Source organism: Intrasporangium sp. DVR, assembly GCF_040365325.1.
Taxonomy (GTDB): domain Bacteria; phylum Actinomycetota; class Actinomycetes; order Actinomycetales; family Dermatophilaceae; genus Intrasporangium.
The window spans coordinates 302,649-323,506 of record NZ_BAABZW010000005.1 but is presented as its reverse complement, the minus strand read 5'-3'; the positions used below and the strand labels follow the sequence as shown (position 1 = coordinate 323,506).

Here is a 20,858-nt window from a genome sequence, read left to right as displayed (position 1 = left end):
GCCATGACAACGGAAGCCACCGCCCCGATCGCGACCTCCATGGCGACGCCGGTCAGCATCAAGGCCGTCGACGCGCCCGACCAGCCGACGGTGACCCCGGAGCTCGAGGACCTCTACCGCGGCTTCGAGAAGGAGCTGCTCGTCCCGCTCTGGACCGAGATCGGCGACCTCATGCCACCGAACCCCAGGTCCAAGGCGCAGCCGCACCGGTGGGAGTGGGCCACCCTGCTCGAGCTGGCCGGTCGGGCCGGCGACCTCGTGCCGGTCGGCCGAGGCGGCGAGCGCCGGGCCATCGCCCTGGCGAACCCCGCCCTCGGCGGCAAGCCGTATGCGAGCCCCACCCTGTGGGCGGCGATCCAGTACCTCATGCCCGGTGAGGACGCCCCGGAGCACCGGCACACCCAGAACGCCTTCCGCTTCGTCGTCGAGGGAGAGGGCGTGTGGACCGTCGTCGGCCAGGACCCGGTCCCGATGAGCCGCGGCGACTTCCTTCCGCAGGCGGGCTGGAACTGGCACGCCCACCACAACGCCGCCGACCAGCCGATGGCGTGGATCGACGGTCTCGACATCCCCTTCCAGTACGAGGTCGAGGGCCAGTTCTTCGAGTTCGGCCGGGACGTCATCTCCGACGCCGAACGCATCACGCCGGAGCGCTCGCGGTCCCAGCGCCTCTGGGGGCACCCGGGGATCGCTCCGGTGTCGCAGCTCGGCTCGACCCAGGGCAGCCCGCTGCTCTGCTACCGCTGGGAGCACACCGACCGGGCGCTCGCCGACCAGCTCGAGCTCGAGGCCGAGCGGCACGGGGCGACGGTGGAGCACGGCCACGCCGCGATCCGCTTCACCAACCCCACCAACGGGCTCGACGTGCTGCCGACGATCCGCGCCGAGTTCCACCGGGTCGCTGCAGGGGTCGACACCGCGCCACGCCGGGAGACCGGCTCGTCGGTCTACCAGGTCTTCGACGGCTCCGGCACCATCACCGTCGGTGACGTCACCTGGTCGGTCACGCGCGGCGACCTCTTCGTCGTCCCCTCGTGGCAGCCGTTGTCGATCCGGTCCGAGGCCTCGGCCTCCGACTCGGACTCCGGCGCCCTGGACCTCTTCCGGTTCAGCGACGCCCCCATCTTCGAGAAGCTCAACCTCGCCCGCACCGTCGTCGACGCCTGAGCGCCGCCCGCCCCGCCAGCCCGACCAGAACGAAGGAACACGAACCCATGAAGCTCGCCACCATCCGCACCGCCGACGGCGGCACCCAGGCCGTCCGCGTTGACGGGGCGACCACCGTCGCCCTGGGCTTCCCCGACGTGGGGGCCCTGCTCGCCCAGCCCGACTGGCGCGACCTCGCGACCAACGCCAGCCAGGGCGAGACCGGGCAGGCGCTGGAAGCCGGCTCAGCGGCATACGCCTCACTCGTCACCCACCCGGGCAAGATCATCTGCGTCGGTCTCAACTACCGCAACCACATCCTCGAGATGGGGCGCGACCTTCCCGAGCACCCCACGCTGTTCAGCAAGTACGCCGACACCCTCATCGGTGCCGACGACGACATCAAGCGGCCGGCCGAGACCGAGGAGCTCGACTGGGAGGCCGAGCTCGCCGTCGTCATCGGGGCCGAGGTGCGCCGCGCCACGACGGAGCAGGCCGAGGCCGCGATCGCCGGCTTCGCCGTCCTCAACGACGTGACCTGCCGCGACTGGCAGTTCCGCACCCGTGAGTGGCTCCAGGGCAAGAACTGGGAGTCCACCACGCCGCTCGGACCGTGGCTCGTCACTCCTGACGAGCTGCCCGGTGGCGTCCGGCCGGCGCTCGCCATCCGCAGCGAGGTCGACGGAGAGGTCATGCAGGAGGACAACACGTCCGACCTGCTCTTCGACCCCGTCGCCCTCGTCGAGTACGTGTCCACGATGATCACCCTCCGCCCGGGCGACGTCATCGCGACGGGCACGCCCGGAGGCGTGGGCCACGCTCGGAAGCCGGCGCGCTACCTGCAGGCCGGCCAGAAGCTGGTCACCGAGATCGAGGGGCTCGGTCGCTGCGAGAACGTCGTCGTCGCCGACGGGCCGGGCGGCTCCCGCTGATGGCACCCCGGCCGGCGCTGTCGCGCGAGCTCATGGCGCAGGGAACGGCGCTCTTCCGGTCGGCGCTCGACAGCGTCACGGACGAGCAGCTCGCCGGACCCACCTCCCTGCCGGGGTGGACCGGCACGCACGTCGTCGCCCACGTCGCGGCGAACGCCGAGGCCCTGGGCAACCTCGTGACCTGGGCCAGGACGGGTCACGAGACACCGATGTACTCCTCGCCGGACCAGCGCAACGCCGACATCGAGGCGGGTGCGACCCGTCCCGCCGCCGAGCTGCGCGAGTGGGTCAACAGCTCGGCCGCCGACCTCGAGGCCGGTCTCGCCGGGCTCTCCGAGCAGCAGTGGCAGCGCGAGGTCCGCACCGCGCAGGGGCGTCTCGTCCCGGCCACCGAGATCCCGTGGATGCGGGCCCGCGAGGTGATGGTCCACGCCGTCGACCTCGGCGGCTCCGTGGGTTACGCCGACCTGCCGGCCGAGTTCCACGCGGAGCTGATCGACGACATCGTCGCCAAGCGGTCCGCGTCGGCCGACGGCCCGGCGCTGCACCTCGCCCCGACCGACGACGAGCGCCGCTGGGACGTCTCCGGAGCGGGTGAGCCGACGACGGTCCGTGGCCCGCTCGGCGACCTCGCCGCCTACCTCACCGGCCGGCCGGCCACCGGTCTCGTCGCCGACGGCGCCGAGGGCCACCTGCCCGACCTTCCCCGCTGGCTCTGAGCCGGCTCGCACCGAACATCGAAGGAGATGTGACATGACCCTCAACGCCCTGAGCAAGGCCACCTCCGCCGTCGACGTCATCGTGGTCGGCGGCGGGATCGGGGGCCTCGCGGCCGCCGTCGCCCTGACCCGGAAGGGCCTGCGGGTCCGAGTCCTCGAGCGTGCACCCGAGTTCGGCGAGGTCGGCGCCGGCCTGCAGATCGCCCCGAACTGCACCCGCATCCTCGACCAGTGGGGCCTGCTCGACGAGGTGAAGTCCCTCGGCGTCCTGCCCAGGAACATCGTCATGAAGGACGCCGTGGACGGGTCGGAGCTGAGCCGCCTCGACCTGGCCGACACCGAGGCGCGCTACGGCTACCCCTACATGGTCATCCACCGGAGCGACCTCCACGGCACCCTGCTCCGCGCCGCCCGCAACGCGGGCGTGGACCTCGTCAACAACGTGGCCGTCTCCGGCTACGAGCAGACCGAGCACGGCGCTGCGGTCCTCCACGCGGAGGGCCGGGAGGAGGCGCCCGTCGTGATCGCCGCGGACGGCCTGCACTCCGTCGCCCGGCCGCTCATCTCCGACGACGAGCCGGTGAGCTCGTCCTACGTCGCCTACCGGGGCGCCGTGCCGGTCGATCAGGTGGCCGGCCACGACGTGTCCCTCGACGACGTCGTCGTCTACGTCGGACCGCAGCGCCACTTCGTCCAGTACGCGCTGCGCGGCGGGGAGATGTTCAACCAGGTCGCGGTGTTCGAGTCACCCAAGGCGAAGGCCGGCGAGGATGACTGGGGCACCCCCGACGAGCTCGACGGCGCGTTCGAGGGGTCGTGCGAGCAGGTCACCCGGGGACTGCCGCTCATGTGGCGGGACCGGTGGTGGCGGATGTTCGACCGCGACCCGATCATGAACTGGGTCACCGGTCGCGTCGCCCTCCTCGGCGACGCCGCGCACCCGCCGCTGCAGTACCTCGCCCAGGGCGCGGTCATGGCGATCGAGGACGCGTGGGTGCTCTCCGAGCACGTCGGCCGCCAGCTCGCCGCTGGTCGCTCGGTCGCCGAGCTCGACTGGGACGGCGTGCTCTCTGCCTACAACGCCGTGCGCCCCGAGCACTGCCGGCGCGTGCTCACCACCGCTCGTGCGTGGGGCGAGCTCTGGCACGTCGACGGCGCCGCCCGGGAGTGGCGCAACGAGATCCTCCGCGAGCGCTCCGTGGACGACTACAGCTATGTCGACTGGCTGTACGGGCCGACCGCGCTCACCCCGGACGAGGAGGCGGACATGTTCCTCCCGCACTCCGCGCGGGAAGCCGCCACCAGCGCCGTCTGAGCGCCACCTCACGTCGTATGCCGCTGGGCCGGGTCCCAGCCCCGCCCTCACTCAGCGGGTGGCCAGGACCCGGCCCAGCGGCATACTCCCTCCGCAGCGACCCCGACCGGGCTGGGAGGGCGGGTGACGGTCAGCTCCGGGCGAAGACCTTCTCCACGAACTCGCTCAGCTGGTGCTCGTCCAGGTGCCGGGCGAGATCGGCTTCGCTGATCATGCCGACGAGCTGGTGGTTCTCGATCACGGGCAGCCGCTTGATCTGGTCGCGGCCCATGACGTCGACGACCTCGCGGACGTCGGTCATGGCGTCGACCCAGGTGACCTCGCCCTGGGCGAGCTCCCCGGCGGTGCAGGTCGCGACGTCCTTGCCCTCGGCGAGGCACTTCACGACGATGTCGCGGTCGGTGATGATGCCGTGCAGCTTCTTGTCGTTGCCGCAGATCGGAAGTGAGCCGACTCCCATGTCGCGCATCATGCGCGCGGCCTCGAGCAGGCTCTGGTCCTCGTTGATGCAGGTGGCTCCCGGGTTCATGATCTCTCGGGCGGTCGTCATGGTTCCTCCTTCATCCCTCACGGGCTGTGGTGGTGGTGGAGGCGGCGCGTCAGCGCGTGCTGGCGATGACACCCAAGGGCGTCAGCCGCCATCCGGCACGTCGCCCACGGTCCACTCTCCTCCGGAGGCCGTACCCGGACAAGACGGATCGACACACCAGGGACCCCCCCCGGCCGAGGGGCAGCGGAGGGGGTCAGTCGCGCGCGTCGTTCCGGAGCTCCTCCGCGAACATGACGATGATGCCGCTGGGGCCGCGGACATACGTCAGCTTGTAGACGTCCTGGTAGGTCGCCACGCCGCGCAGGGGGTGACAGCCGTGCCTCGCGGCGATCTCGAGGGCCTCCTCGATGTCGTCGACCGAGAAGGCGACGCGGTGCATGCCGATCTCGTTCGGTCGGGTGGGCTCCGTCTCGATCGCGTCCGGGTGGAGGTACTCGAAGAGCTCGAGGCGACCGTTGCCGTCCGGCGTCTGGAGCATGGCGATCTTGGCGTGGTTGCCGTCGAGGCCGACCGCGGTGTCGGTCCACTCTCCACTGACCGTGTCACGGCCGAGAACGGTCAGTCCGAGGTCGGTGAAGAAGGCGATCGTCGCTTCCAGGTCGCGCACGGCGATCCCGACGTTCTCGAGCTTGATGGGCATGTGTTTCACGGTACCGAGCCAGGATCGGCACGGGGCTGTTCGGCTGGGTCAGGCGGTCGGACCGCTCGGTGTCACCGCGTGGTGGCAGGCTGGGCTCGATGGCGACAGAGGACGAGGCGAGCGACGGCGTGCTCGACCGCTTCTCTCCGGCGACCGCGGCGTGGTTCCGGAGCAGCTTCCGCGCGCCCACCACCGCCCAGTCGGGGGCCTGGGATGCGATCTCCTCGGGCCACCACTGCGTCGTCGTCGCACCCACCGGCTCGGGCAAGACGCTGTCCGCCTTCCTCTGGGCCATCGACCGGATGGCGCGCGAGCCCGTGCCCGAGGACCGGCTCGCCCGGTGCCGCGGTCTCTACGTCTCCCCGATGAAGGCGCTCGCCGTGGACGTCGAGCGCAACCTCCGGGCCCCGCTCGTCGGCATCGGACACGCGGCGACGCGGCTCGGCCTGCCGGTCCCGCAGATCGGGGTGTCGGTGCGCTCCGGCGACACGCCGGCCAATGAGCGCAGGGCCTTCGCTCGCACACCGACCGACATCCTCATCACGACACCGGAGTCGCTCTTCCTCATGCTGACCTCGTCGGTGCGCGAGGCGCTCCGCGGCGTCGAGACGGTCATCGTCGACGAGGTCCACGCCGTCGCGGGGACGAAGCGAGGGGCGCACCTCGCCCTCTCCCTGGAGCGACTCGACGCGCTGCTCGAGCGGCCGGTCCAGCGGGTCGGCCTCTCGGCGACCGTCCGGCCGGTCGAGGAGGTCGCCCGCTACCTCGCCGGCGGCCGTCCGGTCGAGATCGTCCAGCCCCCGTCCACCAAGGAGTGGGACCTCGACGTCGTCGTGCCGGTGCCCGACCTCGCCGAGCTCGCAGGTGCGCCGGTCGAGCTGTCCCCCGGGGTGCGGGACCTGTCTGGTCCAGCGGCGGGCAACGGCCCGCGTGCCTCCATCTGGCCCCACGTGGAGGAGCGGATCGCCGACCTCATTTCCGAGCACCGGTCGACGTTGGTCTTCGCCAACTCGCGTCGGCTCGCCGAGCGGCTCACCGCCCGGCTCAACGAGATCTGGGAGGAACGACAGACGGAGGCGGATGCCGCTGAGCCCGCTCCCACCGAAGGCGAGGTGGGCACGGCGCCGGCTGAGCGGCATACGGCCTCCTCGCGACCACCCGCGCAGGTGATGGCGCAGTCCGGAGCCAGCCGGGGCGCCCCTGCGGTCCTCGCCCGGGCCCACCACGGCTCGGTGAGCAAGGAGCACCGCGCCGCGATCGAGGAGGACCTCAAGGCGGGCCGGTTGCCCGCGGTTGTGGCCACGAGCAGCCTCGAGCTCGGGATCGACATGGGCGCGGTCGACCTCGTCGTCCAGGTCGAGAGCCCGCCCAGCGTCGCCAGCGGGCTCCAGCGGGTCGGGCGCGCCGGCCACCAGGTGGGGGCGGTGAGCCGGGGGGTGCTCTTCCCGAAGTTCCGTGGTGACCTCGTGCAGACGGCCGTCGTCGTCGAGCGGATGCGGGCCGGGGCGATCGAGAGCCTGCGCGTGCCGGCCAACCCCGTCGACGTCCTCGCCCAGCAGGTCGTCGCGATGTGCGCCATGGACGAGTGGACGGTCGACGAGCTCGAGGCGCTGGTGCGCCGCGCCGCGAGCTTCGCCGGGCTGCCGCGGACGGTGCTCGAGGCGACGCTCGACATGCTCGCGGGCAAGTACCCGAGCGACGAGTTCGCCGAGCTGCGGCCCCGGATCGTCTGGGACCGGGTGACCGACACGCTCACCGGGCGGCGCGGCGCCCAGCGCCTGGCCGTGACGAGCGGCGGCACCATCCCCGACCGCGGTCTCTACGCGGTCTTCCTCGCGTCGGGCGAGGGCCCGGGGCGGCGCGTCGGCGAGCTCGACGAGGAGATGGTCTACGAGTCCCGCGTCGGCGACGTCTTCACCCTCGGCACGTCGTCATGGCGGATCGAGGACATCACCCACGACCGCGTCCTGGTGACGCCCGCGCCGGGCCAGGCCGGGCGCCTGCCGTTCTGGAAGGGCGACCAGCAGGGTCGACCGGCCGAGCTCGGCCGGGCCGTGGGCGCCTTCGTCCGCGAGGTCGTCGGGCTGTCGCCGGCCAAGGCGCGGGCCAGGGTCGTCGAGGCGGGGCTCGACGAGTGGGCCGCCGACAACCTGCTCGCCTACCTCGCCGAGCAGCGCGAGGCCACTCGCCACGTGCCTGACGACCGGACGATCGTCGTCGAGCGGTTCCGCGACGAGATCGGCGACTGGCGGGTGGCCGTCCTCTCGCCCTTCGGCGGCCAGGTGCACGCCCCGTGGGCCCTTTGCGTCGCCGCGCGGATGCGGGAGCGGTTCGGCATCGACGTGCAGGCCATGCACGGCGACGACGGGATCGTCTTCCGGCTCCCCGACCTCGAGTTCGACGACGGGGACGGCGCGTCCGGGCCGGCCGCGACGAGCAGCGAGATCGGCCGCCAGCTGATGGAGCTCGTCACCCTCGAGCCTGACGACGTCGCGGAGCTCGTGACCCAGGAGCTCGGCGGGTCGGCCCTCTTCGCGGCCCGCTTCCGCGAGTGCGCGGCCCGGGCGCTGCTCCTGCCACGGCGCCGGCCCGACCGGCGCCAACCGCTCTGGCAGCAGCGCCAGCGAGCGGCCCAGCTGCTCCAGGTGGCGAGCCAGTACCCAACCTTCCCCATCGTCCTCGAGACGGTCCGGGAGTGCGTCCAGGACGTCTTCGACGTGCCCGGCCTGGTCGAGCTGATGACCGACATCCGGTCCCGCGCCGTGACCGTGGTCGACGTCGAGTCGGGGCAACCGAGCCCGTTCGCCAAGTCGCTTGCCTTCGGCTACGTCGCGCAGTACCTCTACGAAGGTGACTCACCGCTCGCCGAGCGACGAGCCGCCGCGCTCGCACTCGACCCGTCGCTGCTCTCCGAGCTGCTCGGGCAGGGCGACGCCCTCGCGCTGCGTGACCTGCTCGACCCCTCGGCCGTCGCGCGGACCGAGGCCGAGCTGCAACGGCTCACCCCCGAACGCTCCGCCCGGGACGCCGAGGACCTCGCCGACCTCGTCCGCGTCCTCGGGCCGCTCCCGATGGGTGACATCGTCGCGCGCTGCGCCGACGGCTTCCCCCCGGAGGCGGTGGTGGCCGCCCTGCGCTCGCTGGAGGAGGCTCGCCGGGTCATCGCCGTGCGCGTCGCCGGCCAGGACCGCTGGGCCGCTGTCGAGGACGCCGGTCGCCTGCGCGACGCGCTGGGCACGGCTCTGCCGGTCGGTGTTCCCGGAGCCTTCCTCGAGCCGGTCCCGGACCCGCTCGGTGACCTGGTGGCGCGTTTCGCGCGCACGCACGGTCCCTTCACCGTCCACACGGTCGCCGAGTGGTGGGGCCTCGGGCCCGCCGTCGTCCATGACGCCCTGCGCCGTCTCGTGTCCGCCGGCAGGGTCGTCGAGGGAGAGCTGCTTCCGACCGAGAGCGGCGGCGGCCACGGCGCCGAGTTCTGCGACGCCGAGGTGCTCCGGCTCCTGCGGCGCCGGTCCCTCGCGGCCCTGCGGCACGAGGTCGAGCCGGTGTCCCAGGTCGACCTGGCGCGGTTCCTCCCGCAGTGGCAGGGCATCGGCAGCGGCCAGCGCGGGCACGAGGGACTGCTCCGCGCGGTCGAGCAGCTGACCGGCGCCGTCCTCCCCGCGAGCGCCCTCGAGACCCTCGTCCTGCCGGCGCGCGTCGCCGATTACCGTCCGGCGCTGCTCGACGAGGTGATGAGCTCCGGAGAGGTCATCTGGAGGGGCCACGGCTCGCTGCCCGGCGACGACGGCTGGGTCAGCCTGCATCTGGCCGACACCGCGCAGCTCACCCTGGCCCCACCCACGCTGACCGACCTGACCGACGCCGAGGATGCGGTGCTCGAGGCCCTGGCGGGCGGGGGCGCCTGGTTCTTCCACGCCCTGACCGAGCGGGTCCGGGCCGCGGGGGCCGACCTGCGAGACGCGGAGGTCCTCGACGCGCTGTGGTCGCTGCTCTGGGCCGGACGGGTCACCAACGACACGATCGCGCCGCTGCGAGCCCTGCTCTCGGGGGGCCGCACCGCCCACCGACGCACGACGACGGCCCCCCGGACCGCCCGCTACGCGGGGCGACGGGGGTCGCTCGGCCGGCTCGGCTCACTCCGCGGCCCCTTGGCAGGCGTCCCCCAGGACCGCATCGCGCCGCCGACCGGAGTGGGCCGCTGGACACTCCTGCCCCCCGCCGAGACCGACCCGACGGTGCGCGCGCTGACGAGCGCCGAGCTGCTCCTCGATCGCTACGGCGTGCTGACCCGCGGCTCGGTCGGGTCCGAGGAGGTGCCGGGAGGGTTCGCCGCGGTCTACCGGGTGCTCTCCGCAGCGGAGGAGGCCGGCCGGGTGAGGCGGGGATACTTCGTCGAGTCGCTCGGCGCCTCACAGTTCGGCTCCACGGGAGCGGTGGACCGGATGCGCTCACTCTCACGGCTCCCGGGGAGCCGGCCCAGCGGCATACGGCCGGACTCGGCGCCCACGGCTCTCGTGCTCGCGGCCAGCGACCCCGCCAACCCCTACGGTGCGGCGTTGGCCTGGCCCGACCGGCCGACCGACGACCCCGCTGACCTGCCGACCCGCAAGGGGCACCAGCCCGGCCGCAAGGCGGGCGCGCTCGTCGTGCTCGTGGACGGCGCCCTCGTGCTCTACGTCGAGCGTGGGGGCAGGACGATGCTGTGCTGGGCCGACGACCCGGACGTGCTCCAGGCTGCCGCAGATGCGCTGGCGCTGGCCGTGCGAGAGGGGGCGCTCGGCCGGCTCACCGTCGAGAAGGCGGACGGGGCGCCGCTGCTCGGCTCGGACCACCCCCTGGTCGAGGCCCTGTCCCGAGCCGGGTTCCACATGACGCCGAGGGGACTGCGCCTGCGCCGGTGACTCGGAGCTGCGACCCCGAGCGGACCCGGGGGGCCGGATCACCGGACATGATGGAACCGCGGGTCCCCGCGACGCGGGTCGCCCACGCCGTTCCGCCCGTGGACGGGTAGGGAGTGGGTGGAAGGCGATGGAAGGAGCGTGTCGTGCCGGAGGGTGACACGGTGTGGCGCACGGCCCGCCGTCTCCACGAGGCTCTCGCGGGACGTGAGATCGTCGATGCGGACCTGCGCTGGCCCACGCTCGCGACGATCGACCTCACCGGACGCCGCACCCTCGAGGTGGTCAGCCGGGGCAAGCATCTGCTCCATCGGGTCGACGGCGGGCTGACGCTCCACTCCCACCTGCGGATGGAGGGACAGTGGCGGATCGAGCCGACGGCCCGTCTGAGGCCCGGCTGGCGACGCTCGCCCGACCTGCGCGCCCTCGTGGCGGCGGCGGACTGGACGGCGCTCGGTCTGCGGCTCGGCATGCTCGACGTCGTCGAGACGCGCCGCGAGCGCGACCTCGTCGGCCACCTCGGCCCGGACCTGCTCGGCGCCGACTGGGACCCGGTCCGCGCGGTCGACAACCTCGCGGCCGCGCCGGCTCCCATCGGGGAGGCGCTGCTCGACCAGCGCAACCTCGCCGGGCTGGGGACCCTGTGGACGGCCGAGACGCTCTTCGCCCTGCGCCTGCACCCCTGGGCCACTGCGTCGGGCCTCGGCCGCCCGACACTGGAGCAGGTGGTGGACCGGGCACGGCACCTCATCGACACGGGCCGTCGGGACGCCGTCCAGTCCTCGACCGGGTCCCGCGCCAAGGGGGAGACGACCTACGTGCACGGTCGGAGCGGACGCCCCTGTCGACGCTGCGGGTCGACGGTCCGGGTGGCGCTCATCGGTCCCCCGACCCGCGAGCGGACGATGTTCTACTGCCCGTCGTGCCAGGGCGGACTCGGCCCGACCGACGACGGGCGACCCCAGCACCCCTTGGGTTCCGAGGCGAGCCGCGACGCCGGTCAACGGCGACGCCGGGGCGGCAGTCAGCGCTGAAGGGCCTTCAGCGACATCGGCCGGCCCCCGCTGAGCCGCGCGACCTGCGCCAGGTAGAGCTCGGCGCAGGCCAGGGCGTCGGTGAGCGCCTCGTGGGCGCTGTAGCGAGGCAGGCCGAGGTGGGCGCGAGCGGTGCTGAGACGCAGCGCCCCCGGCGGCAGGTCGGCGCCGGTGTGGCTCCCGAGGAGCCGCGCCTGCAGCTCCATCGTGTCGACCGCTTCGAGCGGAAGCGGAACCCCGTGCGTCCGCAGGCAGGCGGCGGACAGGAAGTCCCGCTCGATGCCGGCGTGGTGCGCCAGCAAGATCCGTCCCGTCAGCGCTGCGGCCACGCGCTCCACCACGTCGCCGAGCTCCACGCCGCCCGCGAGGTCGTCGTCGGTGATGCCGTGGACGACGGCGCTCTGGCCGACCTCGGCGTCGGCTCGGCAGAGCACCCCGGCCGCCCCGGAGAGGTCGATGGCCAGCCCGGCGACCGGCACGAAGCCCACGGCGAGGATCTGGTCCGTGCGCGGGTCGAGTCCCGTGGTCTCGAGGTCGAGGGCGAGCAGCCGGAGCTCGGTGACGTCGGTGCGCGGGCTCTGCTCAGGGGTGCTCAGCAGGTCACGGACGGGTCCGGCGGGCGCCTGCCCGGCCAGCCGGGCCCGGCGCCGGTCCGGGCCCAGGAGCGATCGGATCACGTGACGAAACCCAGGGGGTAGCTCTGCACGACGGTCTGCTGCGCCGACCGGACGATGTGGAAGGCGTCGCGAAGGTGCCGCTTCTCGAAGCTGCTCAGCTCGTCGGGGGAGACGAAGCTGTCGCAGTCCTGGCCCTCACGCAGCTGACGGGCCTGGTGGAGGAGGCGGACGTAGCGGATGAACTCGAAGGCGTCGTGCAGGTCCGCCGCGGTCTCGGGGGCCAGTGCGCCTGCGTTGGCGGCCGCGCTGATCCGCGAGAGGGTGTTGACCTGCGGAAGTCCCTTGGAGAGGGACTGGACCCGTGCGATCTCGACGATCGCGTGGACCCCGCCACGCTTGAGGTCGAGCCTGTCCTTGTGCTCGCCCTTCCGCTCGAGGACGAAGCCGCGGAAGAACCCCAGGGGAGGTTCGTTGTGGGCGGCGTTGCGAGCCAGGTGGGCCAGGAAGCGACCACTCCGGGGAGCCAGGGCGGCCACGTGGGCGTGGAGCGCGTTGACCAGGCTGCGCTCGCCGTGGACCAGGCGGAGGTCGAAGAAGATCGCCGACCGGAGGACCGCCTCCGGAGTGGGCTCGTTGATCCACCGGGCGAACATCCGCTTCCAGTCGCGGAGCGGCTGTCGCCACTCGGGGTTGCTCGCCATGATGCCGCCCGGGCACCGCGGGTAGCCGCACGCGACCAGACCCTCGACGACGAAGGACGCGAGGGACTCGAACCACTCGAGCTGTTCCGGCGCCACCTCGTCGGAGAGCACGAGAGCGTTGTCCTGGTCGCTCCCGGGCCCCTGCTCCAGCCGGGCCTGGGACCCCAGGACGATCCACGCATAGGGGACCGGAGGTGGTCCCAGCCCCTGCTCGGCCAGGGTGATGAGCCGCTTCTCGATGGCATCGCCGACCGCGGTGACGATGCGTCCGATGCCGTCCGCCGTGGCGTCCTCGTGGACGAGCTGGTCGACGATGCGGGGCAGCCGCTGGCTGAGGAGCACCAGAGCGGCGAGGTCCTTGGCCTTGGCGACGTCGCCGACGAGGTGGATCGGGTTGGCGCGCTCGAGACGCATCAGGTCGGTGCTCGTCAGCATGCCGAGTGGCCGGCGCCCCTCGACGACGGGCATGTGGTGGATGTTGCGGGAGGTCATCTCCAGGATGAGCTCCATCGCGAGCGCGTCCGGCGACGCCGTGACCGGGTCCGGGGTCATGATGGCGCTGACCGGCTGGGTCGTCTCCAGGCCGGCCGCGAGGACGCGCGTGCGCAGGTCCCGGTCGGTGACGATGCCCGTCAGCCGGTCGCCCTCGACGACCAGGAGCGAGGACACCTGCTCGCGAGCCATCAGCTCCGCGGCCTCGCGGATCGTCGCGCCCCCGGTCGTCGTGATCGGGTCGCGCCGCAGCAGGTCGCGCAGGCGGGTCTGGAGGACTGCGCTGTGCCGGTCCTGCTGCGGCAGCGACACCAGGGCGTGGCGGAGTCGCGCCTCGCGCTGCTCCGAGAAGAAGTCGCGGACGGCTGGGTGGTGGTCGGCGAGCTCCCTGAAGACCTCGGACGACATGACGAAGAGGAGGCAGTCCTCGATCGCGACGACGTCGAAGCGAGATGGACTCCCGCCCAGCGCCGTCGTCCCGAAGCCGGTGCCCTCCCCGCCTCGTTCCACGAGGGAGCCGTTCTCGTCGGTGATCTGGACCGCGCCGGACCGGACGACGAAGACCTCGTCGTTGCCCTTCCCGACGCTCATCAGGTGGGTGCCGCGACGGGCGTACCGCACGGTCAGTCGGCGACCGAGCCGGTCCAGCTCCTCACGCGGCACGGCCGCGAACGGCGCGTGCTCGGCGAGGAAGTCGGTGACTTCGGGGATGTCGACATCGGCCACGGCGCCATCGTCGCACCACTTGGCGCATTCCGGTCGGGCAAACGAGGCTGACCGCGACGGTGCTGCCGTCCTAGGCTGGTCGCGCCAGATCAGCACCGCAACGTCAGGAGCAGGATCAGATGGCTTCACTACTCAACCCCTACATCTCCTTCAAGGACAACGCCCGGGAGGCGATGGAGTTCTACCGTGACGTCTTCGGAGGGAACCTCGAGGTCAACACCTTCGGCGAGTACGGTCAGCCCGACTCCCCGGATGCCGACAAGATCATGCATGCGCGGCTCGAGACCGACAGCGGGTTCACCCTGATGGGCGCCGACACGCCGCAGGGCATGGAGCACCACCCCGGGGACAACATCGCCGTCAGCGTCACCGGTGACGACGCCGACGAGCTGCGGGGCTACTGGACCAAGCTGGCCGAGGGAGGTCAGGTGTCGGTCCCGCTCGAGAAGCAGATGTGGGGCGACGAGTTCGGCATGTGCACCGACAGGTTCGGCATCAACTGGATGGTCAACATCGCCGGCAGCAGCGCCTGAGCGCCGCAACCCCGGGGCTCAGGCCAGGTCGAGCCGGGCGAGCTGGGCCTCCAGCTCGCCCGCCTCGATGAAGCTCGTGTGCGTGCCGGCCGTCCCGCAGGCCCACGCACCTCCCACGCTGCCCGACCACGCAGCCGTCAGCACGCCGCGGCCAGCCAGCCAGGCGTGCAGGAAGGCCGCGACGTAGCTGTCGCCTGCACCGTTCGAGTCGACCACCGCGCGCCCGGGCAGGTCCACCGCGGGCACCGAGAAGCGGGTCCCGTCCCGCTGGATCACCCTGCTCCCGCGGGCGCCGTCCATGACGACGACCACCTGGGCCCGTCCGCGCTCGAAGATGTCCGAGACGACGGCCCCCTCGCGAGCCGAGCGTGCACCGTCGAGGCGCGACCCGGACAGGAAGACGAGGTCCGCCCCGTGTGCGAACGGCCGATGGTGGTCGGCCACCCCGTCCCAGTCATGCAGGTCGGTCGAGGTCGACAGCCCGGCAGCCGTCGCGTCGGCGAGTGCGTGGATCGTCCACGGCATGATCGAGGCATGCACGTGCCGCGCCTCCGCGAGGGGCGTTTGCCAGAGGTCCGGGTCAGGGACGAGCTCGTAGGGGTGGCGACTGTCGTAGAAGGAGAGCCGGCGCCCTTGTGGGTCAACGAGATTGACGGCCCGCCGGGTACCGCTGGGGTGAGTCGTGTGCCCGAAGACGAGCCCTTCCTCGTCGGCCCGCGCCCGGATCAGCCGACCCTCATGGTCGTCCCCGATGACGTCGACGAAGCGGGTGCCCAGGCCGAGGCGGTGGCAGCCGAGCGCAACCCCGAGTCCGGTGTGCCCGACGTACGTCTCGATGGGCGGCACGCCGTAGGAGTCGGCGAGGGGGACGGGCAACGCCTCGACCCGCACGATGGTGTCAACCCCGGCGCCCCCGACGACGAGGACGTCGTACGTGGGCGACTGCGCCGCCGGTGCCATCAGCGGGTCACGCCCAGGATGCCGAGGCACATCTCGTCGGTCGTGCCCTCGCCCCACACCACGTAACGATCCGGAACTCCCTGCAGGGCAGGCAGTCTGTCGCGCCACGCCTGGTCGTGGGTGCAGGTGACGGTGATCCGGTCGCCGGGCCGCACCTTCGTCGGCCGGACCCGTCGCGCCGCCTGGTCGTCGAAGTCCCACTGCTCCACGTCGAGCAGCGTCCTCGCCGTGGCGGTCCCCGCGTTGAGCTCGATGCGGATGCTCGAGCCGAGCAGGTGCATGTGGCCGGCCGCAGACCGGACCGTCGCTGCCTCGCCCACGGTGCGGGTGCACGACTGGGTCGGTCCGGGCTCGGGCTCGAACGAGCCGTTGCAGAGCAGCTGGAGACCCGCCACGGTCGCGGCCGCGCGTCTGCCGAAGCGCGCGCCCACGTCCCAGAGGGCTGCCTCACGGTCACACAGCCGGCCGGACCTGCCGTCGCGGCAAGGAAGCTCGACCGGCGCGGGGTAGAGCACCGTCTCGAGGGGCGACAGCCTGGACGAGGTGGACAGGCGCAGGTCGACGGCGGTGCGGTCCGGCTTGGCGCCGTGGAGCAGGTTGTAGTGCACCTGGAGGACGATCCGCGAGCCCTTCTCCACGGGGATGCCGAGGTCGGCGTCGAGCAGGCGAGCGGTCCCGCCCGGCGCCCAGGCGCCCACCCACGGCGCGTCGTCGAGGCTGGCCCCCTGCTGCTCGATCCCCGTCCCGCCGAAGCAGGTCCACCCGTCGCCCGGAGTGCGGGCGTCCTGGGCCCGAGCGAGGCGCACCTTGTCGGCGGGGACGCGGTAAAGGATGACGTGGTGGACGACGGAGACGTCGCCGGGCACGACGTCGTATCCCGTGACGAAGCTGTCCCGGGTGACCTTCGGGTCGAGGAGGAAGCACCGGTAGTCGTCGGTCGCGCCGTTGGGGGCCCTGGGGAGGTAGCCGGCCGGCATGGCGACGCGCCTGAGCTCCTCACCGGCGCGCAGGGGCGGCGCCGAGGTCGTCGCGCGCGGTTGCCCGGTGCCGTGTCCAGACGAGGGGGCGGCACCGGCCGGCGCGCTCGGTGTCGCCCCGGAGGGAGCTCCCGCCGGTGTCTCAGCGGTGCGCTGGGCAGCCGGGTCGGGGCCATCCGAGCCGCACCCGGCGACGAGCAGGCCGACGGCCACGCCGAGTGCGACGAGGATGCGCCGTGACCTCATCACGTCAGTGTAGGAGCCGTCCGCGGTGCCGTTGGTCTCGCGGTGACGGTGGCTCTCGCGGTGAAGCTGGCGTCTGCGATGGCTGCCCCGGCTAGTCCCGGCTGACCGGGATCCGGCGGGGGTCGGGTGCGCTGAGGCGCTCGGCGTTGGCCTCGGAGTCGACCAGCTCGCGCTGCGACTCGCGCTCCGCCTCGACCCGGGCGACATAGGCGGCGACCTCGGCCTCGGTCCGGTCGACGTCCCAGCCGAGCACCGGCGCGACGAGCTCAGCGGCGGCCCGGGCACTGTCCACGCCCCGGTGCGGTGTCTCGATGGAGATGCGGGTCCGCCGGGTGAGGACGTCGTCGAGGTGGAGCGCCGCCTCATGGGTGGCGGCGTAGACGATCTCGACCTTGAGGTACTCCTCGGCTGCCTGGAGCGGCTGGTAGAGGCTCCGGTCGGCCTCACCCAGGGCGAAGAGCTCGTGGACCAGGGAGCCGTAGCGTTGGAGCAGGTGCCGGATGCGCCAGGCGGGGAGCTCCTGCTTGCGGGCGAGCCGGTCGACCTGGTTGACGAGTGCGACGTAGCCCTCGGCGCCGGACAGGGGGATGAACTCGGTGACGCTGTCGCTGACGTCGCCCCCGATGTCCTCGCGAGCAGCATCGACGGCGTCCTCGGCCATGAGGCGGTAGGTCGTGTACTTGCCGCCGGCGATGGAGACGAGGCCGGGCTGGGGTCGCGCCACCGCGTGCTCGCGGGACAGCTGGGTCGTGAGGGCGGAGTCCCCGGAGAGGAGCGGGCGCAGGCCGGCGTAGACGCCCTGGATGTCGTCGTGCGTGAGCGGCACCTTGAGGACGGTGTTGATGTGCTCGAGGATGTAGTCGATGTCGGCGCGGGTCGCTGCCGGGTGGGCGCGGTCGAGATCCCAGTCGGTGTCGGTCGTGCCGATGATCCAGTGGGTGCCCCACGGGATGACGAAGAGCACCGACCGGTCGGTGCGCAGGATCAGCCCGGTCTCCGAGTTGATCCGGTCGCGGGCGACGACGATGTGGACTCCCTTGGACGCCCGGACGCGGAAGTGTCCGCGGCCGCCGGCCATCGCCTGGATGTCGTCGGTCCAGACCCCGGTGCAGTTGATGACGACCGACGCGTTCACCTCGTGGGTGTGGCCCGTCTCGACGTCGTCGACGACCGCGCCCACGACCCGCTCGCCGGCGCGGAGCAGGCCGGTCACCCGGGCGGAGCTGACCACGGTGGCTCCGTAGGCGGCCGCGGTGCGCACCGTCGTCAGGGTGTGCCGCGCGTCGTCGGTCTGCGCGTCGTAGTAGAGCAGGCCTCCGGTCAGCGCCTCGCGCTTGAGCGCGGGGGCGAGCTTGAGTGCGCCGCTGCGGGTGAGCTGCTTGTGCCGAGGCATCGCGCGGCTGCCACCCATCGAGTCGTAGAGGGTGAGGCCGGCGGTGACGTAGGGCCGTTCCCAGCCGCGGCCGGTGAGCGGGTAGAGGAAGGAGACGGGACGGACGAGGTGCGGGGCGATCGTCTTGAGCGTCAGGTCCCGCTCCTTGAGCGCCTCCCGGACGAGGTCGAAGTTCATCTGCTCGAGATAGCGCAGCCCGCCGTGGAAGAGCTTGGACGACCTGGACGAGGTGCCCGACGCGAAGTCGCGTTGCTCGACCAGCGCGGTGGCCAGGCCGCGGGTCGCGGCGTCGAGCGCGACCCCGGCGCCGGTGATGCCGCCGCCGATCACGAGCACGTCGAACTGCTTGCCGGCGAGCCGCCTCCAGGCTGCCGCGCGGTAGTCCGCGTCGAGGCGCACGGGAGTCGTCATGCCCTTCCCCTTACATCGGTGCCGACGGTCTCACCCTAGCCATGCGGTCGCAGTGTCGAGGCCGTATGCCGCTGGGCCGGCTCTCGGGCGGAGGTTCACGCGCGCTGTGGCATGGGTCACACCCCAGCCGATTCCCGCCGCACGGCCTGTCGTGGTGCCAGCGTGGACCCCACGGGCGCGACCCGAGGGTCGGGCCGGCCCTACGGAAGTGAGGCGTGACCATGAATCGACTCGTTCGTCGTGCGTTCCCGCTCGGCGTCGTGTTGGCCGTCACTGCCGTTGCTCCGGTCTACGCCGCAGGCGTCACCAGCCCCACGGGCCTGGGTGCCGCCGGCGGGAGTGGGCTGAGCGCGACACAGGGCGCCGATGGGGCCAACCTGTCGACTCCGGGACGAGACGACAACCGGATGGATCCGCTCACCAGCAGCCAGCTCGAGCTGAAGCAGAAGGCTCTGGAGGCCAGGCTCAACGGCAAGGCGAAGGGCAGGGCGTACGAGGCGGCCAAGGGCCAGTACGTCGAGCTGCAGCGCGAGGGCGAGGGCGCGTTGTGGACGGTGCTCGGCGAGTTCGCCGACCTCTCGCACAACCAGATCGCGGAACCGGACCGCACGGTGGACAACACGACGCTGTGGCGGGCCGACTTCGACCGGCAGTCGTATCTGAAGATGCTCTTCGACGACTCGCGCGGCGCCAACTCGATGCGCAACTTCTACATCGAGCAGTCGTCCAACCGCTACACCGTCCACGGCGACGTCACCGACTGGGTCCAGGTGCCCGGCGCGGCCGCGACGTACGACGACGACGTGCAGAGCCCGCTCGGCGGCAACGCCGTCTGGTACTTCCTCAAGGATGCCGTCAACGGCTGGTACGACGCCCAGATCGCCGCCGGCAAGACGCCGGCCGAGATCAACGCGTACCTCAAGACCTTCGACGTCTGGGACCGCTACGACTACAACGGCAACGGCAACTTCGACGAGCCCGACGGCTACATCGACACCTTCCAGTCGGTCCACGCCGGCGAGGGCAACGAGGCCGGTGGCGGCGTCCTCGGCGACGCAGCCATCTGGAGCCACAGCTGGTACGCCTTCTACGGCGATATGGGTGACACGGGCCCTGACTTCAACAAGCTCGGCGGGATCCGGATCGGCGACAGCGACATCTGGGTCGGCAAGTACACGATCCAGCCGGAGAACGGCGGCGTCGGCGTGTTCACCCACGAGTACGGTCACGACCTCGGACTGCCCGACCTCTACGACACCTCCGGTGGCGAGAACGGCACCGGCTTCTGGACGCTCATGTCCTCGGGATCGTGGCTGGGCGACGGCACGGAGGACATCGGCTCCAAGCCGAGCCACATGGGCGCATGGGAGAAGTTCCAGCTCGGCTGGCTCGACTACGGAGTCGCGTTCGCGGGCACGAAGTCGGTCCACCGGATGGGGCCCATGGAGTTCACCACCAAGCAGGAGCAGGCGCTCTTCGTCGTCCTCCCGAAGAAGGAGGTGATCACGGTCATCGGGACGCCCTTCGCCGGTGCGCACTTCTACTACAGCGGCGCGGGGGACGACCTCGACAACACCATGACGAAGTCGGTCACGCTGCCGGAGGGGGCGGTGTCGCTGGCCGCGAAGGTCCGTTACAACATCGAGCTCGACTGGGACTACGCCTACCTCACGGTCAACGGCCAGCCGGTCCACACCAACCTGTCGTCCATGACCAGCCCCAACGGGCAGAACTTCGGCCACGGCATCACGGGTTCGAGCGGTGGCAACTGGGTCGACCTGACGGCCGACCTGTCGGCGTTCGCCGGGCAGACGGTGGACCTCGGGTTCCGCTACTGGACCGACGGCAACACCGGCGGCTTCGGCTTCATGGCCGACGAGATCGCCCTCACCGGGCTGCCGACCGACGGAGCCGAGGCCGACGCGGGCTGGACGTTCAAGGGCTTCAAGGTGAGCACCGGCACCGAGAGCGCGCTCTTCAGCCACTACTACGTGGCCGAGTACCGCACCTACAAGGGCTACGACTCCACGCTGAAGACGGGCCCGTACTACTTCGGCTACCCGGCGACGCCCGACCTGGTGGACCACTTCCCCTACCAGGACGGCCTGCTCATCAACTACTGGGACACCTCGCAGCGCAACAACAACACGCGCCAGCACCCGGGCCAGGGACTGATCCTCCCGATCGACTCGCACTACGCGGCGCTCTATCGGGTTGACGACGGCCTGTGGCGCAACCGGATCCAGACGTACGACGCGACCTTCACGCTCGCTCGCACGGACGGCATCCCGAACATCCACCACGCCGGTGTGCTGTCGCCCGTGCCGAGCCTGGCTGCCGTGCCGGTGTTCGACGACCGCACGATGTACTACGACCCGGCGAACCCGCGGGGCAGCGTGAAGAACCCCGACACCGGGACCCAGATCCGGGTCCAGGGCATCAACCGAACCGGGTTCATGCAGGTCGAGGTCCGGCCCGCCAGGTAGCGGCACCGCCCCGAACCCCGCAACAGCAGAGGGCCGTCACCACGTCGGTGGCGGCCCTCTCGGCCACCCCGGGGACCCG

The 20,858-nt window shown here is 72.0% G+C and carries 15 protein-coding genes; 8 read left to right on the top strand and 7 right to left on the bottom strand.

Annotated features, from left to right (window positions below; translation table 11 throughout):
* The first annotated feature begins 39 nt into the window (after window positions 1–39).
* From ABWV20_RS06045 to ABWV20_RS06030, 4 genes are read left to right on the top strand one after another with little or no spacing between them, the layout of a single operon-like run.
* Window positions 40–1,167, top strand: coding sequence for a cupin domain-containing protein (locus ABWV20_RS06045; RefSeq protein WP_353354195.1), 1,128 nt, complete (start codon window positions 40–42; stop codon window positions 1,165–1,167).
* Between the two features lie 47 nt (window positions 1,168–1,214).
* Window positions 1,215–2,078, top strand: coding sequence for a fumarylacetoacetate hydrolase family protein (locus tag ABWV20_RS06040; RefSeq protein WP_353353926.1), 864 nt, complete (start codon window positions 1,215–1,217; stop codon window positions 2,076–2,078).
* The gene (locus ABWV20_RS06035) at window positions 2,078–2,797 is read left to right on the top strand and encodes a maleylpyruvate isomerase family mycothiol-dependent enzyme (protein WP_353353925.1); all 720 of its coding nucleotides are present in this window, start codon (window positions 2,078–2,080) and stop codon (window positions 2,795–2,797) included. Before ABWV20_RS06040 ends, ABWV20_RS06035 begins: the two co-directional genes overlap by 1 nt.
* Window positions 2,798–2,831: 34 nt before the next feature.
* Entirely contained in the window at window positions 2,832–4,112 is a 1,281-nt protein-coding gene (locus ABWV20_RS06030) for an FAD-dependent oxidoreductase (protein WP_353353924.1), read from the top strand.
* A 130-nt stretch (window positions 4,113–4,242) separates the two neighbouring features.
* Here ABWV20_RS06030 and ABWV20_RS06025 read toward each other — a convergent pair whose 3' ends face one another.
* Window positions 4,243–4,662, bottom strand: coding sequence for a CBS domain-containing protein (locus ABWV20_RS06025; protein WP_353353923.1), 420 nt, complete (start codon window positions 4,660–4,662; stop codon window positions 4,243–4,245).
* A gap of 193 nt (window positions 4,663–4,855) precedes the next feature.
* Complete coding sequence (locus tag ABWV20_RS06020; protein ID WP_353353922.1) at window positions 4,856–5,302, bottom strand: VOC family protein; 447 nt, start codon at window positions 5,300–5,302, stop codon at window positions 4,856–4,858.
* A 98-nt stretch (window positions 5,303–5,400) separates the two neighbouring features.
* On the opposite strand from ABWV20_RS06020, the gene ABWV20_RS06015 reads away from it, so the two are divergent.
* Window positions 5,401–10,206 carry an ATP-dependent helicase gene (locus ABWV20_RS06015; protein ID WP_353353921.1) on the top strand — a complete coding sequence of 1,602 codons (4,806 nt, stop codon included), beginning with the start codon at window positions 5,401–5,403 and terminating at the stop codon, window positions 10,204–10,206.
* Between the two features lie 143 nt (window positions 10,207–10,349).
* Entirely contained in the window at window positions 10,350–11,237 is an 888-nt protein-coding gene (locus ABWV20_RS06010) for a DNA-formamidopyrimidine glycosylase family protein (RefSeq protein WP_353353920.1), read from the top strand.
* Here ABWV20_RS06010 and ABWV20_RS06005 read toward each other — a convergent pair.
* Both ABWV20_RS06005 and ABWV20_RS06000 read right to left on the bottom strand, forming a co-directional pair.
* Window positions 11,228–11,914: an exonuclease domain-containing protein gene (locus ABWV20_RS06005; protein ID WP_353353919.1), complete on the bottom strand. Its 687-nt coding sequence runs from the start codon at window positions 11,912–11,914 to the stop codon at window positions 11,228–11,230. The genes ABWV20_RS06010 and ABWV20_RS06005 overlap by 10 nt on opposite strands.
* Window positions 11,911–13,773, bottom strand: a complete 1,863-nt coding sequence (locus tag ABWV20_RS06000) for a DUF294 nucleotidyltransferase-like domain-containing protein (protein WP_353353918.1) — start codon at window positions 13,771–13,773, stop codon at window positions 11,911–11,913. Before ABWV20_RS06000 ends, ABWV20_RS06005 begins: the two co-directional genes overlap by 4 nt.
* 119 nt (window positions 13,774–13,892) lie before the next feature.
* Between ABWV20_RS06000 and ABWV20_RS05995 the strand changes: the two genes are divergently transcribed.
* Window positions 13,893–14,306 (top strand): VOC family protein, encoded by a 414-nt coding sequence (locus ABWV20_RS05995; RefSeq protein WP_353353917.1) that lies wholly within the window; start codon window positions 13,893–13,895, stop codon window positions 14,304–14,306.
* A gap of 18 nt (window positions 14,307–14,324) precedes the next feature.
* On the opposite strand, the gene ABWV20_RS05990 is transcribed toward ABWV20_RS05995, so the two are convergent.
* The 3 genes from ABWV20_RS05990 to ABWV20_RS05980 form a co-directional block, all read right to left on the bottom strand.
* On the bottom strand, window positions 14,325–15,266 hold the full coding sequence (locus ABWV20_RS05990) for a carbohydrate kinase family protein (RefSeq protein WP_353353916.1): 942 nt from the start codon (window positions 15,264–15,266) through the stop codon (window positions 14,325–14,327).
* Window positions 15,266–16,489 (bottom strand): hypothetical protein, encoded by a 1,224-nt coding sequence (locus ABWV20_RS05985; RefSeq protein ID WP_353353915.1) that lies wholly within the window; start codon window positions 16,487–16,489, stop codon window positions 15,266–15,268. Before ABWV20_RS05985 ends, ABWV20_RS05990 begins: the two co-directional genes overlap by 1 nt.
* Before the next feature lie 91 nt (window positions 16,490–16,580).
* A complete protein-coding gene (locus tag ABWV20_RS05980) occupies window positions 16,581–18,293 on the bottom strand; it encodes a glycerol-3-phosphate dehydrogenase/oxidase (protein ID WP_353353914.1) in 1,713 nt (570 codons plus the stop codon).
* Between the two features lie 221 nt (window positions 18,294–18,514).
* On the opposite strand from ABWV20_RS05980, the gene ABWV20_RS05975 reads away from it, so the two are divergent.
* Complete coding sequence (locus ABWV20_RS05975; RefSeq protein ID WP_353353913.1) at window positions 18,515–20,779, top strand: immune inhibitor A domain-containing protein; 2,265 nt, start codon at window positions 18,515–18,517, stop codon at window positions 20,777–20,779.
* Window positions 20,780–20,858 lie beyond the last annotated feature (79 nt).